The sequence below is a fragment of the Synechococcus sp. BA-120 BA3 genome (genome assembly GCF_034931285.1).
Classification (GTDB): domain Bacteria; phylum Cyanobacteriota; class Cyanobacteriia; order PCC-6307; family Cyanobiaceae; genus Cyanobium.
Genome location: NZ_JAYGHZ010000007.1, coordinates 1 through 20,654 on the forward strand (window position 1 = coordinate 1; position 20,654 = coordinate 20,654).

General features: G+C 70.1%; 20 protein-coding genes and 1 pseudogene. 2 read left to right on the plus strand and 19 right to left on the minus strand.

Going from position 1 to position 20,654, the window contains the following annotated elements; all coding sequences use genetic code 11:
* The 6 genes and pseudogenes from VB737_RS00795 to era form a co-directional block, all read right to left on the minus strand.
* A pseudogene (locus tag VB737_RS00795) lies at positions 1–325 on the minus strand (nickel pincer cofactor biosynthesis protein LarB); the annotation flags it as partial.
* Positions 322–807 (minus strand): TIGR03792 family protein, encoded by a 486-nt coding sequence (locus VB737_RS00800; protein WP_500310308.1) that lies wholly within the window; start codon positions 805–807, stop codon positions 322–324. The gene VB737_RS00800 and the pseudogene VB737_RS00795, both read right to left, overlap by 4 nt.
* Positions 804–1,289, minus strand: coding sequence for a 2-C-methyl-D-erythritol 2,4-cyclodiphosphate synthase (gene ispF, locus VB737_RS00805; RefSeq protein ID WP_500310309.1), 486 nt, complete (start codon positions 1,287–1,289; stop codon positions 804–806). The genes VB737_RS00800 and ispF overlap by 4 nt, the downstream gene beginning before the upstream one ends.
* Positions 1,290–1,355: 66 nt before the next feature.
* Positions 1,356–2,051, minus strand: coding sequence for a tRNA (guanosine(37)-N1)-methyltransferase TrmD (trmD, locus tag VB737_RS00810; protein WP_500310311.1), 696 nt, complete (start codon positions 2,049–2,051; stop codon positions 1,356–1,358).
* A gap of 11 nt (positions 2,052–2,062) precedes the next feature.
* Positions 2,063–2,587, minus strand: a complete 525-nt coding sequence (locus tag VB737_RS00815; protein ID WP_500310313.1) for a phycobiliprotein lyase — start codon at positions 2,585–2,587, stop codon at positions 2,063–2,065.
* 87 nt (positions 2,588–2,674) lie between these two features.
* On the minus strand, positions 2,675–3,655 hold the full coding sequence (era, locus tag VB737_RS00820; protein WP_500310315.1) for a GTPase Era: 981 nt from the start codon (positions 3,653–3,655) through the stop codon (positions 2,675–2,677).
* 46 nt (positions 3,656–3,701) lie between these two features.
* Between era and VB737_RS00825 the strand changes: the two genes are divergently transcribed.
* Positions 3,702–4,307, plus strand: a complete 606-nt coding sequence (locus VB737_RS00825; protein ID WP_500310317.1) for a sll1618 family protein — start codon at positions 3,702–3,704, stop codon at positions 4,305–4,307.
* A gap of 20 nt (positions 4,308–4,327) precedes the next feature.
* Here VB737_RS00825 and VB737_RS00830 read toward each other — a convergent pair whose 3' ends face one another.
* Genes VB737_RS00830 through VB737_RS00840 form a run of 3 tightly spaced genes read right to left on the minus strand, consistent with a single transcriptional unit; the run spans position 4,328 to position 7,222 of the window.
* Positions 4,328–5,002, minus strand: coding sequence for a hypothetical protein (locus tag VB737_RS00830; RefSeq protein WP_500310320.1), 675 nt, complete (start codon positions 5,000–5,002; stop codon positions 4,328–4,330).
* Positions 4,999–6,093, minus strand: coding sequence for a hypothetical protein (locus VB737_RS00835; protein ID WP_500310322.1), 1,095 nt, complete (start codon positions 6,091–6,093; stop codon positions 4,999–5,001). The genes VB737_RS00830 and VB737_RS00835 overlap by 4 nt, the downstream gene beginning before the upstream one ends.
* Positions 6,094–6,115: 22 nt before the next feature.
* Positions 6,116–7,222, minus strand: a complete 1,107-nt coding sequence (locus VB737_RS00840) for an SLBB domain-containing protein (RefSeq protein ID WP_500310323.1) — start codon at positions 7,220–7,222, stop codon at positions 6,116–6,118.
* Between the two features lie 213 nt (positions 7,223–7,435).
* Between VB737_RS00840 and VB737_RS00845 the strand changes: the two genes are divergently transcribed.
* Positions 7,436–10,012, plus strand: coding sequence for a GumC family protein (locus tag VB737_RS00845; RefSeq protein ID WP_500310325.1), 2,577 nt, complete (start codon positions 7,436–7,438; stop codon positions 10,010–10,012).
* A 45-nt stretch (positions 10,013–10,057) separates the two neighbouring features.
* Here the strand turns inward: VB737_RS00845 and VB737_RS00850 are convergent, their stop codons facing one another.
* The 10 genes from VB737_RS00850 to VB737_RS00895 form a co-directional block, all read right to left on the minus strand.
* Complete coding sequence (locus VB737_RS00850; protein WP_500310327.1) at positions 10,058–10,663, minus strand: protein-tyrosine phosphatase family protein; 606 nt, start codon at positions 10,661–10,663, stop codon at positions 10,058–10,060.
* Positions 10,664–10,685: 22 nt separating this feature from the next.
* Positions 10,686–11,351 (minus strand): hypothetical protein, encoded by a 666-nt coding sequence (locus VB737_RS00855; RefSeq protein WP_500310328.1) that lies wholly within the window; start codon positions 11,349–11,351, stop codon positions 10,686–10,688.
* The gene (locus VB737_RS00860) at positions 11,348–12,286 is read right to left on the minus strand and encodes an exosortase/archaeosortase family protein (RefSeq protein ID WP_500310330.1); all 939 of its coding nucleotides are present in this window, start codon (positions 12,284–12,286) and stop codon (positions 11,348–11,350) included. Before VB737_RS00860 ends, VB737_RS00855 begins: the two co-directional genes overlap by 4 nt.
* Positions 12,283–14,220, minus strand: coding sequence for a polysaccharide biosynthesis protein (locus VB737_RS00865; protein ID WP_500310332.1), 1,938 nt, complete (start codon positions 14,218–14,220; stop codon positions 12,283–12,285). The genes VB737_RS00860 and VB737_RS00865 overlap by 4 nt, the downstream gene beginning before the upstream one ends.
* A gap of 347 nt (positions 14,221–14,567) precedes the next feature.
* Positions 14,568–15,506, minus strand: a complete 939-nt coding sequence (locus tag VB737_RS00870) for an MraY family glycosyltransferase (protein ID WP_500310334.1) — start codon at positions 15,504–15,506, stop codon at positions 14,568–14,570.
* Entirely contained in the window at positions 15,503–16,414 is a 912-nt protein-coding gene (locus tag VB737_RS00875) for a hypothetical protein (RefSeq protein WP_500310336.1), read from the minus strand. Before VB737_RS00875 ends, VB737_RS00870 begins: the two co-directional genes overlap by 4 nt.
* Before the next feature lie 17 nt (positions 16,415–16,431).
* On the minus strand, positions 16,432–17,166 hold the full coding sequence (locus VB737_RS00880) for a YdcF family protein (RefSeq protein WP_500310338.1): 735 nt from the start codon (positions 17,164–17,166) through the stop codon (positions 16,432–16,434).
* A gap of 28 nt (positions 17,167–17,194) precedes the next feature.
* Entirely contained in the window at positions 17,195–18,052 is an 858-nt protein-coding gene (locus tag VB737_RS00885; RefSeq protein WP_500310340.1) for a glycosyltransferase family 2 protein, read from the minus strand.
* The gene (locus VB737_RS00890) at positions 18,049–19,800 is read right to left on the minus strand and encodes a carbamoyltransferase family protein (protein ID WP_500310342.1); all 1,752 of its coding nucleotides are present in this window, start codon (positions 19,798–19,800) and stop codon (positions 18,049–18,051) included. Before VB737_RS00890 ends, VB737_RS00885 begins: the two co-directional genes overlap by 4 nt.
* Before the next feature lie 294 nt (positions 19,801–20,094).
* A partial coding sequence (locus tag VB737_RS00895; protein ID WP_500310344.1) for an asparagine synthase-related protein occupies positions 20,095–20,654 on the minus strand: 560 nt, incomplete at its 5' end.

Consider the following 20,654-nt stretch of genomic DNA (forward strand, 5'->3'; position numbering starts at 1 on the left):
GGTCGCTGCTGCCGCCGCCGAGCACCGCAACGCGCCCGAGGGCCGGGTCGGCCGGCGGCGGGGAGGGCCAGGTGAGGCAACGGGCCAGGGGATGGTGGATGGGTGCGTCCTCGGAACCGAGGGCGCCGATGGATTCGTCCAGCTGCCGCTCCACCGCCGCGGCCTTCTCGGCCGACACCCGGGTCACCAGCGCCAGTTCCCCGGCACGGCGCATCTCCAGCATCACGGCGGCGATCTGATCGACGCTCTTGTGCTCACCCCAGACCGCCTCCACCATGCCGAGCCGCCCGCGGCGGCCGAGGTCGAGCCGGGCGTCCTCCCTCAACGCCCCTCCTCCAGCGGCGGCGTCTGTGCCAGCCATGCCAGTTCGCCGGCATGGACCAGCGGAAAGGGATTGCTGGCCGCGGCGGGCTCCCGCCCCCCAGCATCGCGGTCCAGGGCCCGTCGGGCCGCAGCTTCGAAGCGGCCCTGCACCGCCTCGACCTCGCTGGCCGGAATGGCCAGCCACTGGCGGCGACTGCGCCAGCGGATCAGCAGCAGGCCTTCCTCCCGTTCGGCGTCCCAGAGCAGGTCCCGGCCCAGGAATCCGTCCTGGCGCTGCAGCCAGGGTCCCCAGCTCTCCTCCTCCGCCTGCAGCCAGGCCCCCCGGGCGTCGGCGGGCACCTTCACCCTGAGGTGCTCCACCACCGGCCCCGGAGGCTCTGTGGTGGCGCCCTGGGCCGTGGTGGGCAGGCCGACCAGCACGAGGGTGAGCAGGCAGAGGGCGGCCAGCAAGGTAGCCAGCCGGAGGGGCGGTCGACGGGTCACGGCCGGTGCAGCAGCGCCACGGCATGGCAGGCGATGCCTTCCTGGCGGCCCGTGGGTCCGAGCCCCTCATTCGTGGTCGCCTTGACTCCCACCTGCTCGGGGGCCAGGCCCAGGCGGCTGGCGATCGCTCCCCGCATGGCGGCGATGTGGGGCTTCAGCCGGGGCCGCTCCGCCACCACCACCGTGTCGACGTTCAGCACCAGCCAGCCCCGCTCCGCCACCAGCGCCACCACCTGCTCCAGCAGCACCAGGCTGTCGGCGCCACGCCAGCGCTCGTCCTCTGGCGGAAAGTGGGTGCCGATGTCCCCCAGGGAAAGGGCCCCCAGCAGGGCATCCATCAGGGCATGGACCAGCACGTCGGCGTCGCTGTGGCCGTCCAGCCCCAGGCCGTCGGGGTGCTCCAGGCGCACGCCGCCCAGGATCAGGGGCCGGCCGGGCACGAGCCGGTGGATGTCGTAGCCGTTGCCGATGCGCAGTTGCATGGGGGGCGTTGGGGGCGGATCCAGTGTCGCCGGTGCGGGGCGTAGACGCGCTTCAGGGGGCGCGCTTCAGGAGTCCTGCTCCGCCTGCCACAGGGCCAGCAGGTCGGCGCGGCGCTCGCGGGTGCGGGCCACCTGCTGCTCCTGGCGCCAGCGGGCGATGGCGCCGTGGTCGCCGCTGCGCAGCACCTCCGGCACCGCCATGCCGCGGAACTCCGCCGGCCGGGTGTAATGGGGGTGCTCCAGCAGCAGGCCGCTGTGGCTCTCGGCTTCCAGGCAGTCCGGTGAGCCCACGGTGCCGGGCAGCAGCCGCACCACGCCGCTGATCACCACCAGGGCCGGCAGTTCTCCGCCGGTCAGCACGAAATCCCCCAGGGACACCTCCTCGTCCGCCAGGGGCCGGATGCGCTCGTCGAAGCCCTCGTAGTGGCCGCAGAGCAGCACCAGCTGGTCGTGCTCCGTCGCCCAGCGGCGTAGGTCGCGCTGGTGCAGGGTCCGGCCCTGGGGGCTCATCAGCAGCACGCGGCGGCGCGGCAGCACCGGGATCGCCTCGAAGGCGGCGTAGACCGGCTCGGGCTTGAGCACCATGCCGGCGCCGCCGCCGTAGGGCACGTCATCCACCTTGCGGTAGCGATCCGTGGCGTGGTCGCGGGGGTTGTGGGTGTGGACCTCGGCGATGCCGGCGGCAAAAGCACGGCCGATCACCCCCAGCCCCAGCAGGGGCGTGAAGGCGTCCGGCACCAGGCTCACCACATCGAAGCGCATGGCGGGCGGCCTCAGCCGGGGGGGCGGCTGACCCGCCGGATCTCGGAGCTGAAGCTGGCCCGGCCCGGTCTGCCGTCGGGGTGGTGCTCCACGCTGCTGCGCAGGCGCAGGTTGGCCTTGGTGAACCAGATCCTTTCGCGCACCGACGCCCCGGCCCGCTGGCTGGTCAGCTCCAGGCTCCCGTCCGGCCACAGCTGCCAGCGCCCCGTGCTGGCGGCCCCGTCCGGGGCACTGCCCTGAAAGCTGCCGTCGGGGCCGAACAGGAGCCTGTGGCGGCCGCCGCCGGGCGGGGTGATCTCCAGCCCTCCGGGTTCGCCCCCCTGCACAGGGGCCAGGTAGGTGACCGTCAGTTCCCCCCGTTCGGAGCTGTGCCAGTTCACCCCGTCCGCCTCGGCCTCCACGGCCGCCTCTGCCGCCTCCTCCAGGCTGAAGCAGCTGCGCAGGGAGAGCCAGTCGCCGGCGCAGAAGGCCAGGAACGCCGCGATCGTCTCGGGCGGGAAGGGGGCGGCGCTGGGCGGCTCGGTCGCGCTGGTCACGGCGGGGGCGGCGGTAGATCGGGGCGGGTGGACCCCGGTCGGGATCCTCGCAAACCCCCCGCCGGCGGGGGCGGTGGGCCGGCGGCCTCAGTCGCCCCGGTAGCCCAGCTCCGTCAGGCGGCCCGGATGGCTGCGCCAGTTGGGGACCACCTTGACGAACAGCTCCAGGTACACCGGACCGTCGAACACCTTCTGCATCTGCAGCCGCGCCCCCTGGCCGATCCCCTTGAGCATCTGGCCCCCCTTGCCGATCAGGATTCCCTTCTGGCTGCTGCGCTCCACCAGCACGGTGGCGAGCACGGCCGTGCGCAGCTTGCCCTTCGCCTCCTCCTCCACGATCCGCTCGATCCGCACCGCCACCGAGTGGGGCACTTCCTCGCGGGTGAGGGTCAGCACCTGCTCCCGGATCAGCTCCGCCAGCAGCAGCTGTTCCGGCTGGTCGCTGACCGTGTCGGCCGGGTAGAGCAGGGGACCGGGCGGCAACTCGGCCGCCAGGGCCTCCACCAGGGCCTGGCAGCCATCGCCGTTGAGGGCGCTGCAGGCGTGCAGGGGCCAGGTCACGGGGTGATCGCCAGCGTCCAGCAGCTCCCGGTAGGTGGCGGCCAGATCTTCGGCGTCGGCGCCGACCCGGTCGCTCTTGTTGAGGGCCACGTGCACCGGCACCCGGCTGTGGCGCAGCAGGTCGACGATGAACCCGTCCCCCCGGCCGGCCGGCTGGCTGGCATCCACCAGCAGCAGCACCACATCCACCTCGCCGATGGCGCCTCGGGCGCTCTGGACGAGGCGTTCCCCGAGCAGATGGTGGGGTTTGTGGATGCCCGGCGTGTCCAGCAGGATCAGCTGGGCGGCGGGGGTGGTGAGGATGGCCCGCAGCCGGTTGCGGGTGGTCTGGGCCACGGGGGAGGTGATCGCCACCTTCTGGCCCACCAGCTGGTTGAGCAGGGTGGACTTGCCCACGTTCGGCCGACCGATCAAGGCCACGAAGCCGGAGCGGAAGACAGGCGCTTCGGGGCTGCCCTCGTCGGGCTGGGCATCGGCGGGGCTGGCGGTCGGGGCGCTCGGGTCCATAGCCTCAACACTGCCAGTCCGTGGGCCCCGCCGCCCGCCCGCCGCCATGACCGATGACGCCCCGCTGACCGAGATGCCGCTCACCGAGACCCCGCTGGCACCGAGCTTCCCCCAGGCCATGGAGATCGCGGCCCAGTGGATCGGCCTCTGGGAAGCGGGGGAACTCAGTGATGAGGTGCTGGCCGATCGGGTGGGGGAGCTGGTGGCGAGCCGGGACGGGGCCCGCGGTTTCTTCGTGGTCGGTCTCACCGGTGAGGCGCCCCTGCTTGACCGTCTGCCGGAACCCCTGGTCGCCGCCCTGCGGCAGGCGGGGCCGGGGGTGGTGGATCTCACCGCGCGCAACCTGGCCATGAGCACGGCGATGGTGCTGCACCACCGCCGTTCCGGGGACCTGGAGCACCAGGCCGGTTCGGAGCGGGTGCAGCTGCGCAGCACCGAACTGCTGCGCCAGCTGGAGCCCGTGGCCGTCAAGCAGCGGCTGGAAACCCTGCTGGCGGCTGCGGCGGCGCCTGGGGAGACGGCTGAGCCTGCGGCGAGCGACGGTGGATCCGACGGGGCCGTGACCGAGGACAGGGCCTTCCTGGACCGCTGGGGTTACGACGCCGAGCAACGTCACGCGATCGCCGCCGCCATCGAGGCAGTGGCCGACTGAACCACGGCTGGCGCCGCGTCTCAGAACTTCACATAGAGCAGCGTCATGGCCTGAAGCGCATCGAAGGTGATGCCATCGGGCAGGAAGACGTAGTTGACGTTGAAGCCCAGGGTCACGTTCTGGGTGATGTTGAGATCGACGCCACCGGTGAGCATGGCGTTGGTCTCGCCGGTGGAATAGGTGTTGGTGGCGATGCCGCCTCCCAGGTAGGGGGAGACCACGGAGCGGCGGAACAGATCCAGGGTGAGGGGCAGCTGGAAGGAGGTCTGGCCGTTGTAGCGGCCCAGCACATCACGGTTGCCGAAGATGACGCTGGGGCGCAGGGAGACCGCCAGGGTTTCGTTGAGCTTGTAGCCAATCCGACCGGTGAACACGCCGCTGGTGGGCAGGTCGCTGCCGAAATTGACGCCGCCGCCAATGCCGTAGATGCCGACGTTCTCGATCGGTTTGCCCTGACGCGGCTGGATGGCCAGCTCGGCGGGATCCCGATTGGCCGGTGGCGGCAGGTAGTCCGCCGGCAGGGTGGCCGCATCGGTGACGGGTTCCCAGCCGGCCGCCGCGGGCTCCGGGGCGACGGGAACCCAGGGGCCCAGAGGCGCCGGGAGCGACTGGGCCCGAGCGGGACCGGCAGCCAGGGCCAGGCAGGCCAGACCGACCAGGGGGACGCTGCAGGGGTGGGGCCGGGGCGGTTTCACTGGGGGGCCACCACGGCGCCGGCCGGGGCCGGGGTGGGGGCGGGAGCTTCCGCCACAGGGGCCACGGTGGCAGCAGCCGGAACCGGCGGCGGTGCGATCGGGGCACTGATGGCCACGGGCGAGACCCGGACAGGGGCGGGGGTGGCCCTGTCTTCGGCCGGGAGGGGCTGCAGGTTGACGACCGTGGGGGTGACGGTCCCGGGGGCCTGGGCCGGCTGGCGACTCGACCACTCCTTGATGTCCTCGATCACCGCTGGATCATCCGGCTGACTCAGCACATCGACGCTGCCGTCCGCCTGGATGGCGAGGGGCACCTGGGTGGGCTTGCTGACCCGGGTCGAGGGCACGTGGATGACCCGGGCCTGCTGGAGCTTGGCGGTGTTGGTGGGCGTGGGGGTCGGCAGGGTGCGGATCGCCTGCCGCATCGGTTCCCTCAGGTTCTGGGGAATGGGAGCCATCGGGTCGCCGCTGCTGGCCCAGCGGGCACGCTCCGCCCGAGCCACCGTGGGCATGGCGGGTTTACCCAGGTCCTGGATGGTGAGGACGCCACCGAGAAGCTCGGAGTTCGAGAAGTTCCGCTGCAGCAGGGTCTGGGCACTGCCCAGGCCGGTGGTGGCCAGGGGCGGACCATCGATGCGGAAGGAGGGCGTGGCCGCAGGGGCCTTGGCCACCCGGGCCGGGGAGGTGCTCCGCAGGGCAACCGCCGGACGGCGACCGGGATCGGGCCGCCGGGCCCGCGAAGGAGTGGTGGGGCCGCTGAGATCGAGACTGCGCGCCAGGGGCGCATCCAGGAGCGAACCGATCTTGTCCGAAGCTGAGCTCAGGACATGGCCGGTGGTGATGCCCAGGTTGTCGAGGGACGAGGAGGTCTGGGGAACCGGGGTGGTGGCGGCTGCAGGGGAGGCTGCGTCCGGCGCCGAGGCGATCGCATCCGCCGTCCCCTTGGGATCGGCGGGCTGGGGGATGGTCATGTCCTCGACCCGCGACTGCCAGCGGTCGTGGGCATCGATGGCCAGCAGCGGCAGCCAGATGGACTGGCTCAGGAGGGCCCAGGCGATGGCTTTGGGGCTGATGGTGGGTTCGCGGTACATGGGAGGGCAGAAGAAGCGGTTGTCAGCGGAAGTTGTTGTTTCTGTTGCCGTTAAATGTATCTCGGAAGAAAAAATAGGAGCTGGCGGCCTGACTGAGGGGAACGATGACCTGATTGATGACGTCGAGGGCCTCGGCGTAGAAGGTGCGATTGACGATGATCGTATCCCTGTCACGGAGGGGAGGGTTCAGCCCCTTGGAGACGCCGATCCCATCCCTGTAGCTGTAGACCTCCCGGGTGGTGGTGCCGTTGCGGTTGAGGCGGACGAGTTCAATGTCGTTCTTGTTGGCCCGCCAGTTCTCCGCCCCGCCGGCCCGGAAGATGGCTTCGGCCAGGGGGGTGTTGGCGGGAAGGCTGAGGGTGCCGGGACTGCGGACCTCGCCGATCACCGAGACGGTGATGGTGGCGGGGGCCAGGTTGGTGGCTCCGATCTGGAGGATTTCCTCCGGAATCAGGTCTTCGGTGCGGGCGACGACGATCGTGTCGCCGTCGAACAGGATCGGGTTCTGCCGTTGGTTGCCGACCTGGAACACCTGGGCCAGGTCCAGGACGGTCTGCTTCTGGCTGCCATCGGGACCGGCCAGGCGCCGGAGCAGCACCTTGCGGATGTCCGCGTTCAGGGTGACGCCGCCGGCGGTCTGGATCGCTGAAACCGGCGTGGAGAAGGAGGCCAGGGGGTAGAGGCCCGGACGCCCCACCTCGCCGATGATGGTCACCTTCACGGGGCGGGGCGAGACGAGGCTGAGGATCAGCTCTGGCCGCACCAGCTGCTTCGCGTAAAGCGAGGTGAGCCACCGTGTGGCCTGGCCGATGGTCAGTCCGGTGAGCTGCACCGAACCCAGCAGCGAGAGGGTTGAAGTGCCGTCGGGAAGGATGGCGACCGAGCCGCCGATGGCGGAGGCGGAGGGATCGGTGAAGGTGAGCTGGAGGCCATCCCCGGGGCCGAGGACGTAAAGATCGTTGTAGACCTCCGTGACTGTGAGGGGCAGCGGCGCCGAAGAGGCGGGGCCGGCAGGGGGCGCGGCGCTCACGGCTGCGGCCCCCCGCCAGGGCGAATGGGGGGCCACCCCCTGGGGCACGGAGGCCTTCAGGCCCGTCGGGGCCGCCATCACACCGGCAAGGCCCAGCACGCCAAAGGCAGAAAGACGCCGTCGGATCAAGCGGCGAACACTCTTCCGACGGGAGGATCCGTCAGTTGGTGCAGATCCCTGGCGTACGGATGTTCTGGGAGGAGAAGCCACCGAAGGACATTAATCGGATTACCACCATAGACGCCCAAGTCAAGGGGCCATTCTTTGCCAGTTGCCATTATGATCGGTACAACTTTCCCTGCGGTTCATAACGTGACAACGACGGGTGCTCCTCCTGAGACCTTTCCGGGTGGAACCGCGCGCCCGCTGTCCCTGCCCGCCCAGGGTGGTCCCGGTTCCAGCGGGTTCGATTCGTCGCAGCAGAGCCCCCTCGGCCCCATCAGCGAGGGTCAGTCGGGCGGCGGCGGCCTCGGGGGGCTCGTCCGCACGGTCAAGCGCCGCCAATCCATCTTCCTGATCACCTTCGCCGTGGTGACCGGGGTGCTGGCGATCAACACCCTGCGTCAGCGCATCTTCTCCCCCGTCTACCAGGGGGGATTCCAGATGCAGATCAGCAACCCCTTCGACACCCCGGGCGGCGGCGGCGGTGGTTCCGTCGAGTCCATCGCCCGCAGCGAGATCAAGACCGATGTGCCCAGCCTCATCGTTCTAATGCGCAGCCCCCTGCTGCTCGGGCCGGTCGCCCAGCGTCAGGGCGTGCCGCTCCGGGCCCTGGAGAGCAACCTGTCGATCAACCAGGAATCGGCCCGGGTCGACAACGTCCTTAACGTCTCCCTGCGCTGGGCTGATCCCGCCAAGGGCAAGGCGATCCTGCGCCAGCTCGCCAAGGACTACACCGCCTTCTCCCTGACCCAGCGCCAGGCGGCCGTCAATTCCGGCGTCCGCTTCCTTGATGAGCAGGCCCCTGCGATCGAGGAGCGGGTTCAGAAGCTCTCCCAGGAGATGCTCAAGTTCCGTGAGCGCAACAATTTCGTTGACCCGGCCGCAGCCGCCAGCCAGATCCTCGGGGCCCGCGAAGGGCTCGTCAACCAGCTGCGCACCCTCCAGAACGAACAGGTGCAGCTGGACAGCCAGCTGAAGTCCATCCAGACGGGCAAGCTGCAGTTCACCCCCAGCGGCGCCCCCACCGCCCTTGAGCAGCTCGGCCGTAACACCGTTCTGGTGCCTGGCAGAGGCGGCACCTCCAGTGTGGACACCGCCAGCGGTGCCAAAACCCCCCTCGACCTCCTCAACCAGTTCGAGCAGGAGCTGGCCACCGCCAAGGGCACCTTCAAGGAGAACTCTCCGATCGTCCAGTCCCTGCTGGCCCGGCGTAACCAGCTGCTTCCCGTCGTCCAGCGGCAGGCCGCTGACGCCGTCAAGGCAAGGCTGCTGGCCAACGTGGCCCAGCAGGATGAGATCAACCGCCAGATCCTTCTGCTGAGCGAGAACTTCCGGAACAATCCCCAGAAGTTGTCGGAGTTCGAGAACATCAACCAGCGGCTTTCCATCGCCAGGGAGCAGTATTCCTCCTACATCCAGGCCAGGGAGCGTTACCGGCTGGAGATGGCCCGTTCCATCTCCCCCTGGGAGGTGATCGGACCCCCGGATTTCGGCAGCAGTCCGGTGGAGCCCAACATCCAGCGCAACCTGCTGAGGGCCATCATGATCGGCCTGCTGGCCGGTCTCGGCGCCGCCATTCTCCGGGAGCGGACCGACAACGTCTTCCACACCCCGATGGAGGTTGAGAAGGATCTCCAGTTGCCGGTCCTGGGACTGATCCCCTACCTGCCCCTGGAGCCAGGTGTCGACATCGCCACCAGCATTTCCAAGATGTCGTCGAGCGAGCGCTTCGCCATCAAGGAGTCGCTGCGCAGCCTGTTCACCACCTTCCGTCTGCTCCGCGCCGACAGCAGCATCCGCATGGTGGGCATCACCTCCTCCACCCAGGGGGAGGACAAGTCCACGGCGGTCGCGGTGTTCTCCCGCACCCTGGCCGACCTCGGCCTCAAGGTGCTCGTCATCGACTCGGACATGCGGCTGCCGATGCAGGCGCGCTACCTGGGCGTGGAACAGGGCGACGGCCTCTCCACGCTGCTGTCGGACTCGACGCGCAAACCGACCGATTTCATCCACTCCATCGCCGAGAACATGGATGTGCTGTCGGCCGGTCCGAAGCCGCCTGACCCGGCCAAGCTGCTCAACTCCAGCCGCTGCAAGGAAGTCATGGACGAGATTCGTGCCCTTCCCGGCTACGACATCATCGTCGTTGATGCGCCTCCCTGTCTGATGCTGGCTGATCCGATCCTGCTGGGAGAGAAGCTTGACGGCATTCTGTTCCTGGTGGGCCTCGGCAAGGTGAGTCGTGAACTGGCTCCCCAGGCCAGTCGCCGCATCAGGGCCTCCGGTGTGGATGTCCTGGGCATCATCTGCAACCAGGTCAACTTCCCCAGCCGCCTCAACGATTACGGCTACGAATACGGCTACTACTACCACTACGCCTACGCTTCGGCGTCGGGTTACGCCAAGAGTGCCAGCGAGCCTTCCACGGGCGGATTCGGCAGTTATGTGCAGCGTTATCGCGACAGCTACATGAAGGGTGCCGCGACCAATTCCTACATCGCCGCCCGATTCAACGAGGGCGAATCCGACGTCAAGACCTACTACCGGGACGATGAGGCCCAGACGCCAGAGCCCGGTGCCACCAACGGCGGCATCGGCCCCACCGCCGGCTCCCCCACTTCCCTGCCTCCCGTCGAGAGGGTTCCTTCCCGCCGCCATCGCCCCTCCACCGATGGTGGTGGCGGTCCGATGGGATGGCTGCGCAAGCGATTTGGCAACAGGGGCTGAGGGTTCCCTAGCCTCTCCGTCTTCGACGCCGTTGAGGGCCCCCTCTCAGGGGTCCTTCCCCCCTCCAAGGAGGGGCTCCACCGGCCCCGTCTGCCACGTGTCGCCATGGCTTGGGCGAGCTGTGAGCAGGGTTTCCAGCATCACCAGGTGGTCGTAGATGGGCATGGCCATCGGGTGGCAGCGACGCACCCAGGCCAGGGCCGCCAGCGGATCAATCCCGCGCAGTCGGGCGGTGAGGCCAACGGCCAGCAGGGGGGAGCGTTCGTACCCCGCCATGCAGTGCAGATAGATGGGAGCGGCCTGGTTCACCAGCTCCTCTGCCCTCGCCAGGGCCAGGGCCAGCCTTTCCTGCCGCATGGGCTCCTGCTGCCTGTGGTCAGGCAGGGAGATCCGGTCGCTCCTCCAGCCGGGGGGAACGATCAGGGCACTTTCCTCCTCCGGGTAGCAGCAGCTGAAGCGGCTGCGGATCCCGGCCTCCTGCAGCTGTTGCCAATGCCGCTCCGTGCGGGGCATGGGACCGATCGCCAGCTGACCGGTCAGCACCCAGCTGCAGGGCAGGGAGCTCTCCGGCCTCGGCGGCAGGGGCCCGTCGTACGGCCTCAGACGCTGGAGCAACCGCCGCAGGGGGCCGATCATCAGCGTGCTCTCCACGGGTGGCGCTCGTCGGCTGCGCTCACGTCTGGGTTCGCAGCACCGGCGTCACCAGGGCCAGCACCTGCTGCCAGAGGCGGTCGGAGGGTCGCTTCCCCTTGGGCCCGCGCAGGCTGATGAGGGTGCAGGCATAGGTGCGATGGGGCTGCAGCCCGATCACCCTCTCCACGGCGGCCTCCCGACCGACCGCCAGACGATCGACGAGAGTGGTGAGCTGTTCACGGGTGACCCCGAAGGGCTTCTCCGGCTCAGGGCCTGGCACCAGACAGGTCTGGAGCGTGGGGCGATCCTGGGTCAGCCCCGTGGCCGTCGGGACCGGGGTGCCGATCAGGCGGCGCTGGCTGAGTTTCAGGCTGGCCTGGTCCCGGCCGATGACAGCGGTCTGGAAGTTGAAACGCTGCCGCACCACGCCGCCCATCAGCGTCAGCTCGAACCCCTCCTGCAGCGGCAGGACCACCGGCGCCGTGGTGGCCAGTTCGTAGCTGCGCTTCGCCGTCCAGGGGGGGGCAGGGGCGGGAGCTGTTTCCGGCAGCAACTGGGCCCCTCGCAGTGCCGCCTCCAGCTGCTCAGCCGGCAGGGATCGCGGAGCCGCGGGCCAGCGGGGCAGCAGGATCGCCTGGGTCGCCAGAAGGGCTGCGGCGACGGCGAGCGTGCCGTACCACCGCACCAGAAGGGGAGGGGTGATCATGCTCCTTCCCCCGGTTGCGGCGGGGCGGGCAGGGGGGGCAGCTCCCGCTCGAGCAGCCGCATGTAGACCATGCCGAAGATCAACACCGCCACACCGGAAAAGACCAGGGAGCCGGTGCTCTCGTGGAAGAAATCGAACAGCCAGCTGCCCTTGCCGTGGCCGTTGCCCGCGAACACCGCCAGCAGCGCGATCCGGAAGGTGTTGCAGACCAGGCCGATCACCGGCGCCACCAGCAGCACCACGGAGCGGCTGGCCCAGGAGCGGATCGGAAAGGCCAGCAGGAAGATCACGCCTACGCAGAGGATCTGGGCCATCAGGTCCACCCCGTTGCAGGGGCCCAGCACCCGTACGCCGCCGCCGGGGAGCAGCACGCTGCGGGCGTTCACGGTCACGTCGAGTCCGAGCACGCTCAGCCACAGCCCGGACAGGCTGGCGGTGAGCAGGCTGATCGGTTCTTCCGGCAGGGTTCGCATCAGCAGGGCGAAGCTTGGCAGCAGCATCAGGCAAAGCAGCGGATCGCGGAAACGGCCCAGGCTGCCGGGTCTCTCCGCCATCAGACCCAGGCTGAGACCGCCGATCGGGGCCAGGGCGAACAGAACACCGTCCCAGTGCAGGATCAGGGCCGAGCGGGCCAGAACCCAGATCAGCAGCAGGCTGCCGATGAGCAGCCCCCCTAGGGCCGGCCGGGGCCGGAGGTCCTCGAACTGGTCCTCCATGCAGATCACCGCCCCTCCCCACACCAGCACGGCGAACACGGTGATGTGCTCGCTCTGGCTGCTCTGGAAAACGGCGATGTTCTGGACCGCCACGGCCGCGGCCAGGGCCAGCCAGAGGTTGCGAGGTGTGGGCGGAGGGACGGCCGGGATCACGGCCCGCCAGGCCGGTGGAATCCTCTGAAGGAGGCTGCTGAAGAGTCGCTCGATGCTGTTGTTCATCGGGCCAGGGCGTCGACCAGAGGAGAGGCCGCCAGGCCCTCATCTGGATCGTATTCCGGGACAAGGCGCCGCAGCAGCAGGCTCGTGGTGGCTTCGTCCCATTGGGCCAGCGCCTGATGCAGCTGCTGAATCAGGGGCCTGAGCTGGTCGCTGTCCCGATGGGGTTCGGTGGCCCTGCGGATCAGCGGGTGCTGGGTGGGCTGGTCGGCGGCGCTGATCAGGAGCTCCTCGTAGAGCTTCTCGCCGGGCCGCAGACCGGTGTAGAGGATGGCGATGTCCCCGTCGCTGTTGTGCTCGTCGCGCACCCGCAGTCCGGAAAGCTCGATCATCTGGCGGGCGAGGTCGGCGATCCGGACCGGCTCGCCCATGTCGAGCAGGAAGAGATCACCGCCGATGGCCATGCCGGTGGCCTGCAGGACCAGCTGGACGGCCTCCGGGATGGTCATGAAATAGCGGGTGATGGCCGGATGGGTGACGGTGACCGGTCCACCTCTGGAGATCTGCTGATGGAACAGGGGGATCACCGAGCCTGAGGAGCCCAGCACGTTGCCGAACCGGACCATCGAGAGGATCGGGCCACCAGCCTCGATCTCGGCCGCGGCGGCCTGGATCAGCAGTTCGCAGATGCGCTTGCTCGCGCCCATGACATTGGTGGGGCGAACGGCCTTGTCGGTGGAGATCAGGGTCAGCCGGCTCACGCCCGAGGCCCGGGTGGCGGCGATCACGGCCTCGGTGGCGCCGATGTTGTTGGCGATGCCGGCGCAGAGGTTGGCCTCCACGAGGGGAACGTGCTTGTAGGCGGCGGCATGGAAGATCGTGTCGACCCGGTGTTGCCGGCAGATCAGGGTGAGGCGCGCCGCGTCACAGGCATCCCCGAGGACGGCATGGAGCTCGACACCGCCTGGCTGGGAGCCGAGCTCCCGCTCGATGGCGTACAGGGCGAATTCGTTGCGCTCCACCAGCAGCAGCCGGGAGGCTCCCAGGGCCACGACCTGGCGGCAGAGCTCGCTGCCGATGGAGCCACCGGCACCCGTCACCAGCACCACTTTCCCCTCCACGCCGGCCTTGAGCAGCGCCGGGTCGGGGTTGGAGGGTTCGCGGCCGAGGAGATCCTCGATCGCCACCGGCTGCAGGTCGGAGACGATCCTCTGGCCCGTGGCCATCTGGGCCAGGGAGGGGATCGAAAGCACTTCCAGTCCCCGATGGGTGAGCTGATCCACCAGCAGCCGTTTGCGCCGCCGCGACATGGTCGGCATGGCCAGCAGGACCTTGCGGACGCCGTGCCGGTCGATCAGACGGGGCAGCCGCAGGGGCGAGTGGATGGCCATGTTCTGGAGGGTCCGCCCCTGCAGGCCCTCGGCGTCATCGAGGAAGCCGACGATGCGGAAGCGGGGGTCGTTGCGCAGGGCCAGCAGCAGACCCATCCCGGAGGCGCCGGCGCCGTAGATCAGGGTGCCGTCTCCCTGGGAGCGGCTGGGGGAGTGGTTCTCCCGTTGGTCAAGGTGATGGACGAGGACGTCGCGAAGGACGATGCGGCTGGCGATCGCCCCGCCGGTGAACAGCAGCCAGTAGAGAATCCAGAAGGATCGTGGTGGCTGGGCACCGCCGATCAGGGTGCTGCTCAACAGGAGGATCAGCACCATCGCGCCGGAGCGGGGCACCAGGCCGTAGAGGGAATGGCTGCCGGCGTAGCGGGTGAGCCCCCGATACCAGCCCGAGACCACCAGGACCGGCAGGCCGGTGATCACGGCCAGGGGCAGCAGCAGGATCGTGGAGGGCATGAAGCCCTTCAAGGTGGCGGCGTCGGGCAGACGCAGGATGAAGGCGCCGAGATAGGAGGCGACGATCATCAGACCATCGAACACCACCAGGAGCAGCCTGCGGGCCAGCAGCTGCTTCTGAACGTAACGAAGTAATGAGAGCTGGGGGATCAAGCGTTCAGTTCGGCGGTGATCGAGGACTCAGATGATGAAACGGTGATAGAAAAGGTGCGGCGAAACGAAGAAATCGATGTCTGGTTGGGTGCCCGCCAGAGATGTCTTGCGTCAATGCCTTGTGTGAATGCCTTGTCTCGATGTCTTGCGTCGATGACTTGCACGTGCAGGTCTTCTGCTCAAGCGAACAGGCGGCCAAGGGATGAATGACGGAAGAAATTGGAGCCGGCTGGACGAACCAACGCTAGGCAATCCCATGGAGATCGTCATTCACACACACCAATAGTGTGATGTCGGAATGGATCATGGCGGTGGCCATACCTGCGCCATCCGACGTTACTGCCCATTCAGGGGGAGAAGGGGACGGCCTGGTGCCGATCGAGCCACAGGCCCAGACCCAGCTCCAGCAGCAGCAGGCCGAGTTCCAGAGGCAGGCCCCCCACAAGCAGGGCCGCCCCCAGCAGGGCAGTGGCGCCGATGTAGAGCAGGGCCACCTGGGCATGGGGCCAGCCGGCCTGATGCAGGCGCTGGTAGAGGTGCAGGCGATGGGCCTGGAAAATGGGCTGCCCCGCGGCCAGGCGGCGCAGGACGCAGAGGCAGGCGTCGCCCAGCAGCGGGAATCCCGCCAGCAGCAGGCCCAGGGCCAGGGCTGGCGTGGCCTGCTGCAGCACCATCCCGGCGATCACCGCCCCCAGGAAGGTGCTGCCCACATCCCCCATGAACACTCGTGCCGGGCTCCAGTTCCAGGCCAGGAAGCTCAGCAGGGCCCCGATCAGCGGCAGCAGGGCGTTGCCTCCATCCGGGTCCATCGCCAGAGCGGCCACCATCAGCAGCACCGCGGCACAGCCGGCAACGAGCCCGTCGAGACCATCGCTGAAGTTGACGAAGTTGATCACCGCCGTGGCCGCGAACACCGCCACCGGCACCAGCCACCAGGGCAGGGCCAGGGGTGTGATCGCCACCAGGGCCAGGGCCGTGGCGATCTGCACGCCGTAGCGCCAGGCGGCCGGCAGATCGAGGCGGTCGTCCAGCAGGCCCACCAGCGCCAGCGGCAGGCCGATCAGGGGAACCCAGGCCGGCCAGCCCTCCCCGGCGAACGGGGCCAGTCCGCTGCCGACGAGCACGAAGGCCAGCCCCCCGCCCCTGGGGGTGGGCCGCTGGTGGGAGCTGCGGGCGTTGGGCTGATCCACCAGCCGCTGCCGCAGCAGGGGCAGCAGCCGGTGCAGCAGCAGCGCGCCGAGGCCGGCGCCCAGCAGCAGGAAGGCCGGGCCGTGCTGGGGGGTCATGGCACCAGGGGCAGAACGGGAAAGGGCTCAGGGGATCCCCCCACGAGGCGGTGGGCCGGCGTGAAGCCGGCCAGGTCGGCGCCCATGCGCAGCACCGCCTCGAAGCGCTTCGGGGAGAGCAGCAGCAGCAGTGAGGCGAGGGACAGGAACAGGCGCGGCGGCAGCGGCAGCAGGCGACAGCGTCGGGCCCGGTCCCCCGGGTCGGTCGCCTCCTGCAGGCGCCGCAGCATGGCCGCGTAGCTCAGGGTGTCGTCGCCGCCGAGGGGGAGGTGCACCGGCTGGGACGGATCGAAGCCGTCCTCGGCCAGACGGTCGGCCAGGTGCAGGGCCACGGCGGCCAGCTGGCGGCAGTGGATCGGCTGGCGCAGTCCTCCCTCGCCGGGGAGGGGCAGCAGGGGCAGGCGGCGCAGCAGCTGGCGCAGCCGGCTGAGGTTGCGATCGCCCAGTGGACCGGCCTGGCCGTAGATGAGCGTGGGGGCCAGGATCCGCAGGGGGCGGCCGTGGGCGTCGCACGTCCGGCTCAGCGAGTCCTCCGCCTGCCGCAGCCGCTGAACCAGATCGCGGTCGAAGCGATTGGCGGCGAAGCGCTTGGTGATCACCGAAGAGGAGGAGCAGGCGACCACCCCCTGCAGCCGGGTGAAGCCGGCCGGGTCGCGGCGGGCCCAGCGGTCGAGCCAGGGGGCGAACGACCAGATCGGGGCAAAGCTGACCAGCAGCCCCGCCGGCACCTCAGCCCCGGCGCCGCTGTCCTCCAGGTCGAGCCGCAGGAACGGCGGTGCTTCGCCGCCGCCGGCCGAGGGCAGCGGTGCCCGTCGACCCGCCACCACCAGCTCCCGCCCTCCGGCCAGGGCGATCAGGGCCTGGCCGCTCGGGCTCGTGGCCCCGAAGAGCGTGATCGGCGCAGGCATGGGGGGGACCAAGGGGATCAGACGCAGTCGTTGCCGTCGAGACGACCATCCCATCCGGTGAGGCGCCAGAGGGAGGCGCGCAGCTGGTCGCGCCAGAGGCGCAGCTGGGATTCGGGCCGCAGGTCGCCGGTTTCGGCGTCGGAACTGCCCACCTGCCAGCCGGTCCCCGCATAGACGATCCGGGCGATCGCCAGGGTTCGATCCATGTGGGTCGGGGCGGTCACGATCGTGAGGCGGCCCTGCTTGGGCCATTTCTCCAGCAGCCTGGCCAGGTGGGTGACCTGCCCCACGGTGTCGCAGCCCGGCAGCAGCCGCACGATCCTGGAGGTATCCCGGGGCCAGAGCTGGCGGTCCTTGAGATGGTTCTGGGTGATGGCCTGGTACTCGGCGTTGCCCTGCAGCACCAGGTAGGCGCCCGGCCGATCCCGCCAGAGGAGCATGGCGGACTGGCTGCGCCAGGGATCCTCGATGAAGGCGGAGATGACGTCCGGGCCCGTGGCGGGGCCCCTCGGGACGCTCGCCATGGCCTGCCGCGGGGGCCGGGGGGAGCCGCCCCGCGTCCCCTGCCAGGCGGGTGCGAAGAACCAGGCGAGGCCCCCGGCGACGCCAAGGGCCAGGATCCCCAGCCGGGTCTTCCGGTTCCACCAGAGCCGCTGCAGCAGCGAGCCCTCCCGCTGCCGTGGCTTTTTCTTGCGGACCCGTTGCCGCTGCGGTTCCCGCTCGGCCCCAGGTGGCCTCTCCTCCTCGGGCAAGGGACTCGCTGCGCAGGCCTGGTCAAGCTTATCGGTCCCGTCTGGCGGGCTTCCGCCCCTGCTCCGCCCCGGGCCGGCGGCTCCAGAGCCGCCGGACGTAGCGCAGGCCGAAGGGGAGGCCCCAGAGCCAGCCGAAGGCCCGTCGATAGGCCAGGGCAACCTCCTGCAGGCGACGGCCGGTCTGCTGGCCGCTGGCCCCCGCCTCGCCCATGTGGACCAGTTCCAGACCCAGGCCCTTCGCGGCCAGGTCCCGGCTGGTGCTGAGGCGCAGGAAGTAGTCGAGGTCGGCGGAGAGCCGGAAGGCTTCGGCGTAATGATCGAGGCGCCGCCGCGCCCCGGGGCCGATCAGGGTGGCCTGGTGGGGGGGGGTGGACCCCAGGAACAGACTGAGTCGGAAGGCCCTGCAGCTGGAGAAGGCGGTGCGCCGCCCCAGCCGTGTGGCCCCGTCCGGCCCCTTGCCCGCATAGCGACCGCTGCAGACCACCAGATCCGGCGGCTCTCCCCCGCGGGGGCCCCGCTGCGTCGCCTCCATGGCCTCCTCGAGCACGGTGCGGGAAGGTGCCCAGTCGTCACTGCCCCAGAACAGCAGCCAGTCCTCCGGGGGTGCGGCGCGGAAGCCCTGGTTCATCGCCCCGAAGATGCCGGGAAGGGCCGGGTCCTGGGGTTGCCAGCGGAAGCGATGGTCCCGGTGACAGAGGGCTTCCAGCCAGGCCCGGTGCTCCGCTCCGCTGGGCCCGTCGATGAACAGCACCTTCCAGTGGGGCCAGCTCTGGCGCTGCAGGGAGTTCACCAGCCGCGGCAGCAGGTGGTGGGAATCGAGGGTGGGAACGATCAGGCTGAGCCCGGGGACGCCGCTGGCGGGGCCGGGTGGCGGCGTGGCGTTCACCCCTGCCGGCGGATCAGCACGTCGCCGAGCACGAGCAGGTCCATGCGGGTGCGCAGGAAGCAGTCGAGGGCCTGGGCGGGGGTGCAGACGATCGGTTCGTTCTCGTTGAACGAGGTGTTCAGCACCATCGGCACCCCGGTGAGGTCGGCGAAGGCGCGGATCAGGCGGTAGTAGCGGCCGTTGTCGGCGGCATTGACGGTCTGGAGCCGGCCGCTGCCGTCCACGTGGGTGACGGCCGGGATGCGGGACCGCTGCTCCTCGCGGATCGGGTACACCTGCATCATGAAGGGGACCTCCCCGTCGAGGCTGAACCACTCGCCCACGGCCTCGGCGAGCACCGAAGGGGCGAAGGGGCGGAACGATTCCCGGCGCTTGATCTTGAGGTTGAGGATGTCCTTCATGTCGGCGCGTCGGGGGTCGCCGAGGATCGAGCGGTGGCCCAGGGCCCTGGGGCCCCATTCCATGCGGCCGTCGAACCAGCCGATCACCAGGCCGTCGGCGATCGCCGACGCCACCTGCTCGCACAGGTCCCCCTCCTCCGGCCGCTGCAGACTGCATCCGGCCTGCTCCAGGGCCGTGCGGGTGTCCGCTCTGGCCAGCAGATCCTCCACCTCGCCGGGGGCCGGCTGGCTGCCCAGGTAGGCATGGCGCATCGGCATGGAGCGGGGCCCGCCCAGGCCGTGCCAGACCTCGAGGGCGGCGCCGAGGGCGCCCCCCGCATCGCCCGCGGCCGCCTGGACGTAGACGCGGCGGAAGGGGGTGGCCAGGGTCACCTTGCCGTTGGCCACCGAGTTGGCGCCACAGCCCCCGGCGATGCAGAGCTGGTCGCTGGGGTGGTTGCGGTGCAGGGCCCGCAGCAGGTGGAAGAAGGCCTCCTCGTACATCGCCTGGGCCGAGCGGGCGATGTCCATGTGCTGCTGCTCGAGGGGCTGATCCGCCCGACGGGCGGGCCCGAGCAGGGCTTCCAGCTCCGCACTCCAGTGGCTCCCCACCACAGGAGCGCCGTTGCTCCACTGGTGCGGCAGCTTCTGGGTGGCGTGGAGGAAGTAGCGCAGATCGAGGCGGTAGGTGCCGTCATCCTGCAGCCGGACGATGCGGCGCATCGCCTCCATCCGGGTGGGCTGGCCGTAGGGCGCCAGCCCCATCACCTTGTACTCGTCGCCGTAGTTGGGGAAGCCCAGGTACTGGGTGATCGCCGTATAGAAGGCGCCGAGCGAGTGGGGGAACCAGATCTGGCCATCGAGGCTGAGCCGGTTGCCCTGGCCATGGCCCCAGGCACCGCTGGCGAAGTCGCCGAAGCCATCCACCGAGATCACCGCCGCTTCCTCGAACGACGAGGCGAAGAAGGCCGAGGCCAGGTGGGCCCGGTGGTGCTCCACGAAATGCAGCTGCGCCCGGATCGGCGCCCCGGGGAACGCCTGGGCCAGCTGCTGGCCCAGATCGGCCCGTTCCCGCTTGTTGCGCCAGCGGGCGATCAGGAAACGGGGATCCGGGCGGTGCCCCAGGGTGTAGGCCACCTTGCGCCAGCGGTGGGCCCCCGGCTGGGAATTGATGGCGATGTGGTCGAGGTCGGCCGGCCCGACGCCGGCATCGGCCAGGCACCAGGCGATGGCCTCGCTGGGAAAGCCGGCCCAGTGCTTGATGCGGCGGAACCGCTCCTCCTCGGCGGCGGCGACGATCACCCCGTCTCGCACCAGGGCGGCGGCCGCATCGGCGTGGAAGGCATTGATCCCCAGGATGAGCGTCATGGAGCTGCGGAACCGGATGGCGGGTGGAGGACGGTCTGGAGGGGAGCGGTCCCGCGATGGGGGGGCAGTGGAACCCTGTCCGGACCAGAGGCGCTGGGGCTGTTCCGATGGTCCCCACCATCCGGACGGCCTCGACATCCCCGGTCGGACGGCCGGATCAAGGGATGGACCGGATCAAGGGATGGAGATGGGCAGCGGATGACACCGCGCAGACGACGTCCGCCGGCGGCGGGATTCTAGGCGACCTTTCCTGAGCCACCCCGGCAATCGTCATCGGCCACGCCGGGAACCGGCTCACGGGCGGGGGGCTGGCGGCAGGCTGAGCCCGAGGTGCACCTCAAGCCAGTGCTGCAGCACCATCAGGCTCCAGCGCCGGTACCAGGGCGTCAGGTCGATCCCCCGGGGTGTGGAGGGCAGCCGCAGGGCCAGGGGCGAGGCCGGGTCGTCCAGCCACAGCTGGAACGGGAAGCGGAACCCCTGCTTGGGGCGGTTCAGGAACCAGTCGGGCAGTTCCGGCACGCTGCGGGCCAGCAGCTGCTTGCCCTCCGCCAGCCGCAGGGCGGCGGGGATCGGGGCCAGCCGGCGCTGCAGCTGGGCATCCACCAGGGGCAGGCGCAGCTCCAGCCCGGCGGCCATCGCCATCCCATCGCTGTCCGGGAGCAGCTGGTTGCGCAGGTAGCGGGTGCCCTCCAGCCAGGCCACCCCTTCGCGGCCCCCCGGCGGTTCGCCACCGCCGGAGCCGGTCGCCGCCCCGATGGCAGCGGGTTCGGGACGGAATCCCCAGTGCGCCAGCAGGCGGCCGGTCTCGGCGGGGGAGAACAGGCCCCGGAAGCAGCCGTAGGCCTCCGCCAGGG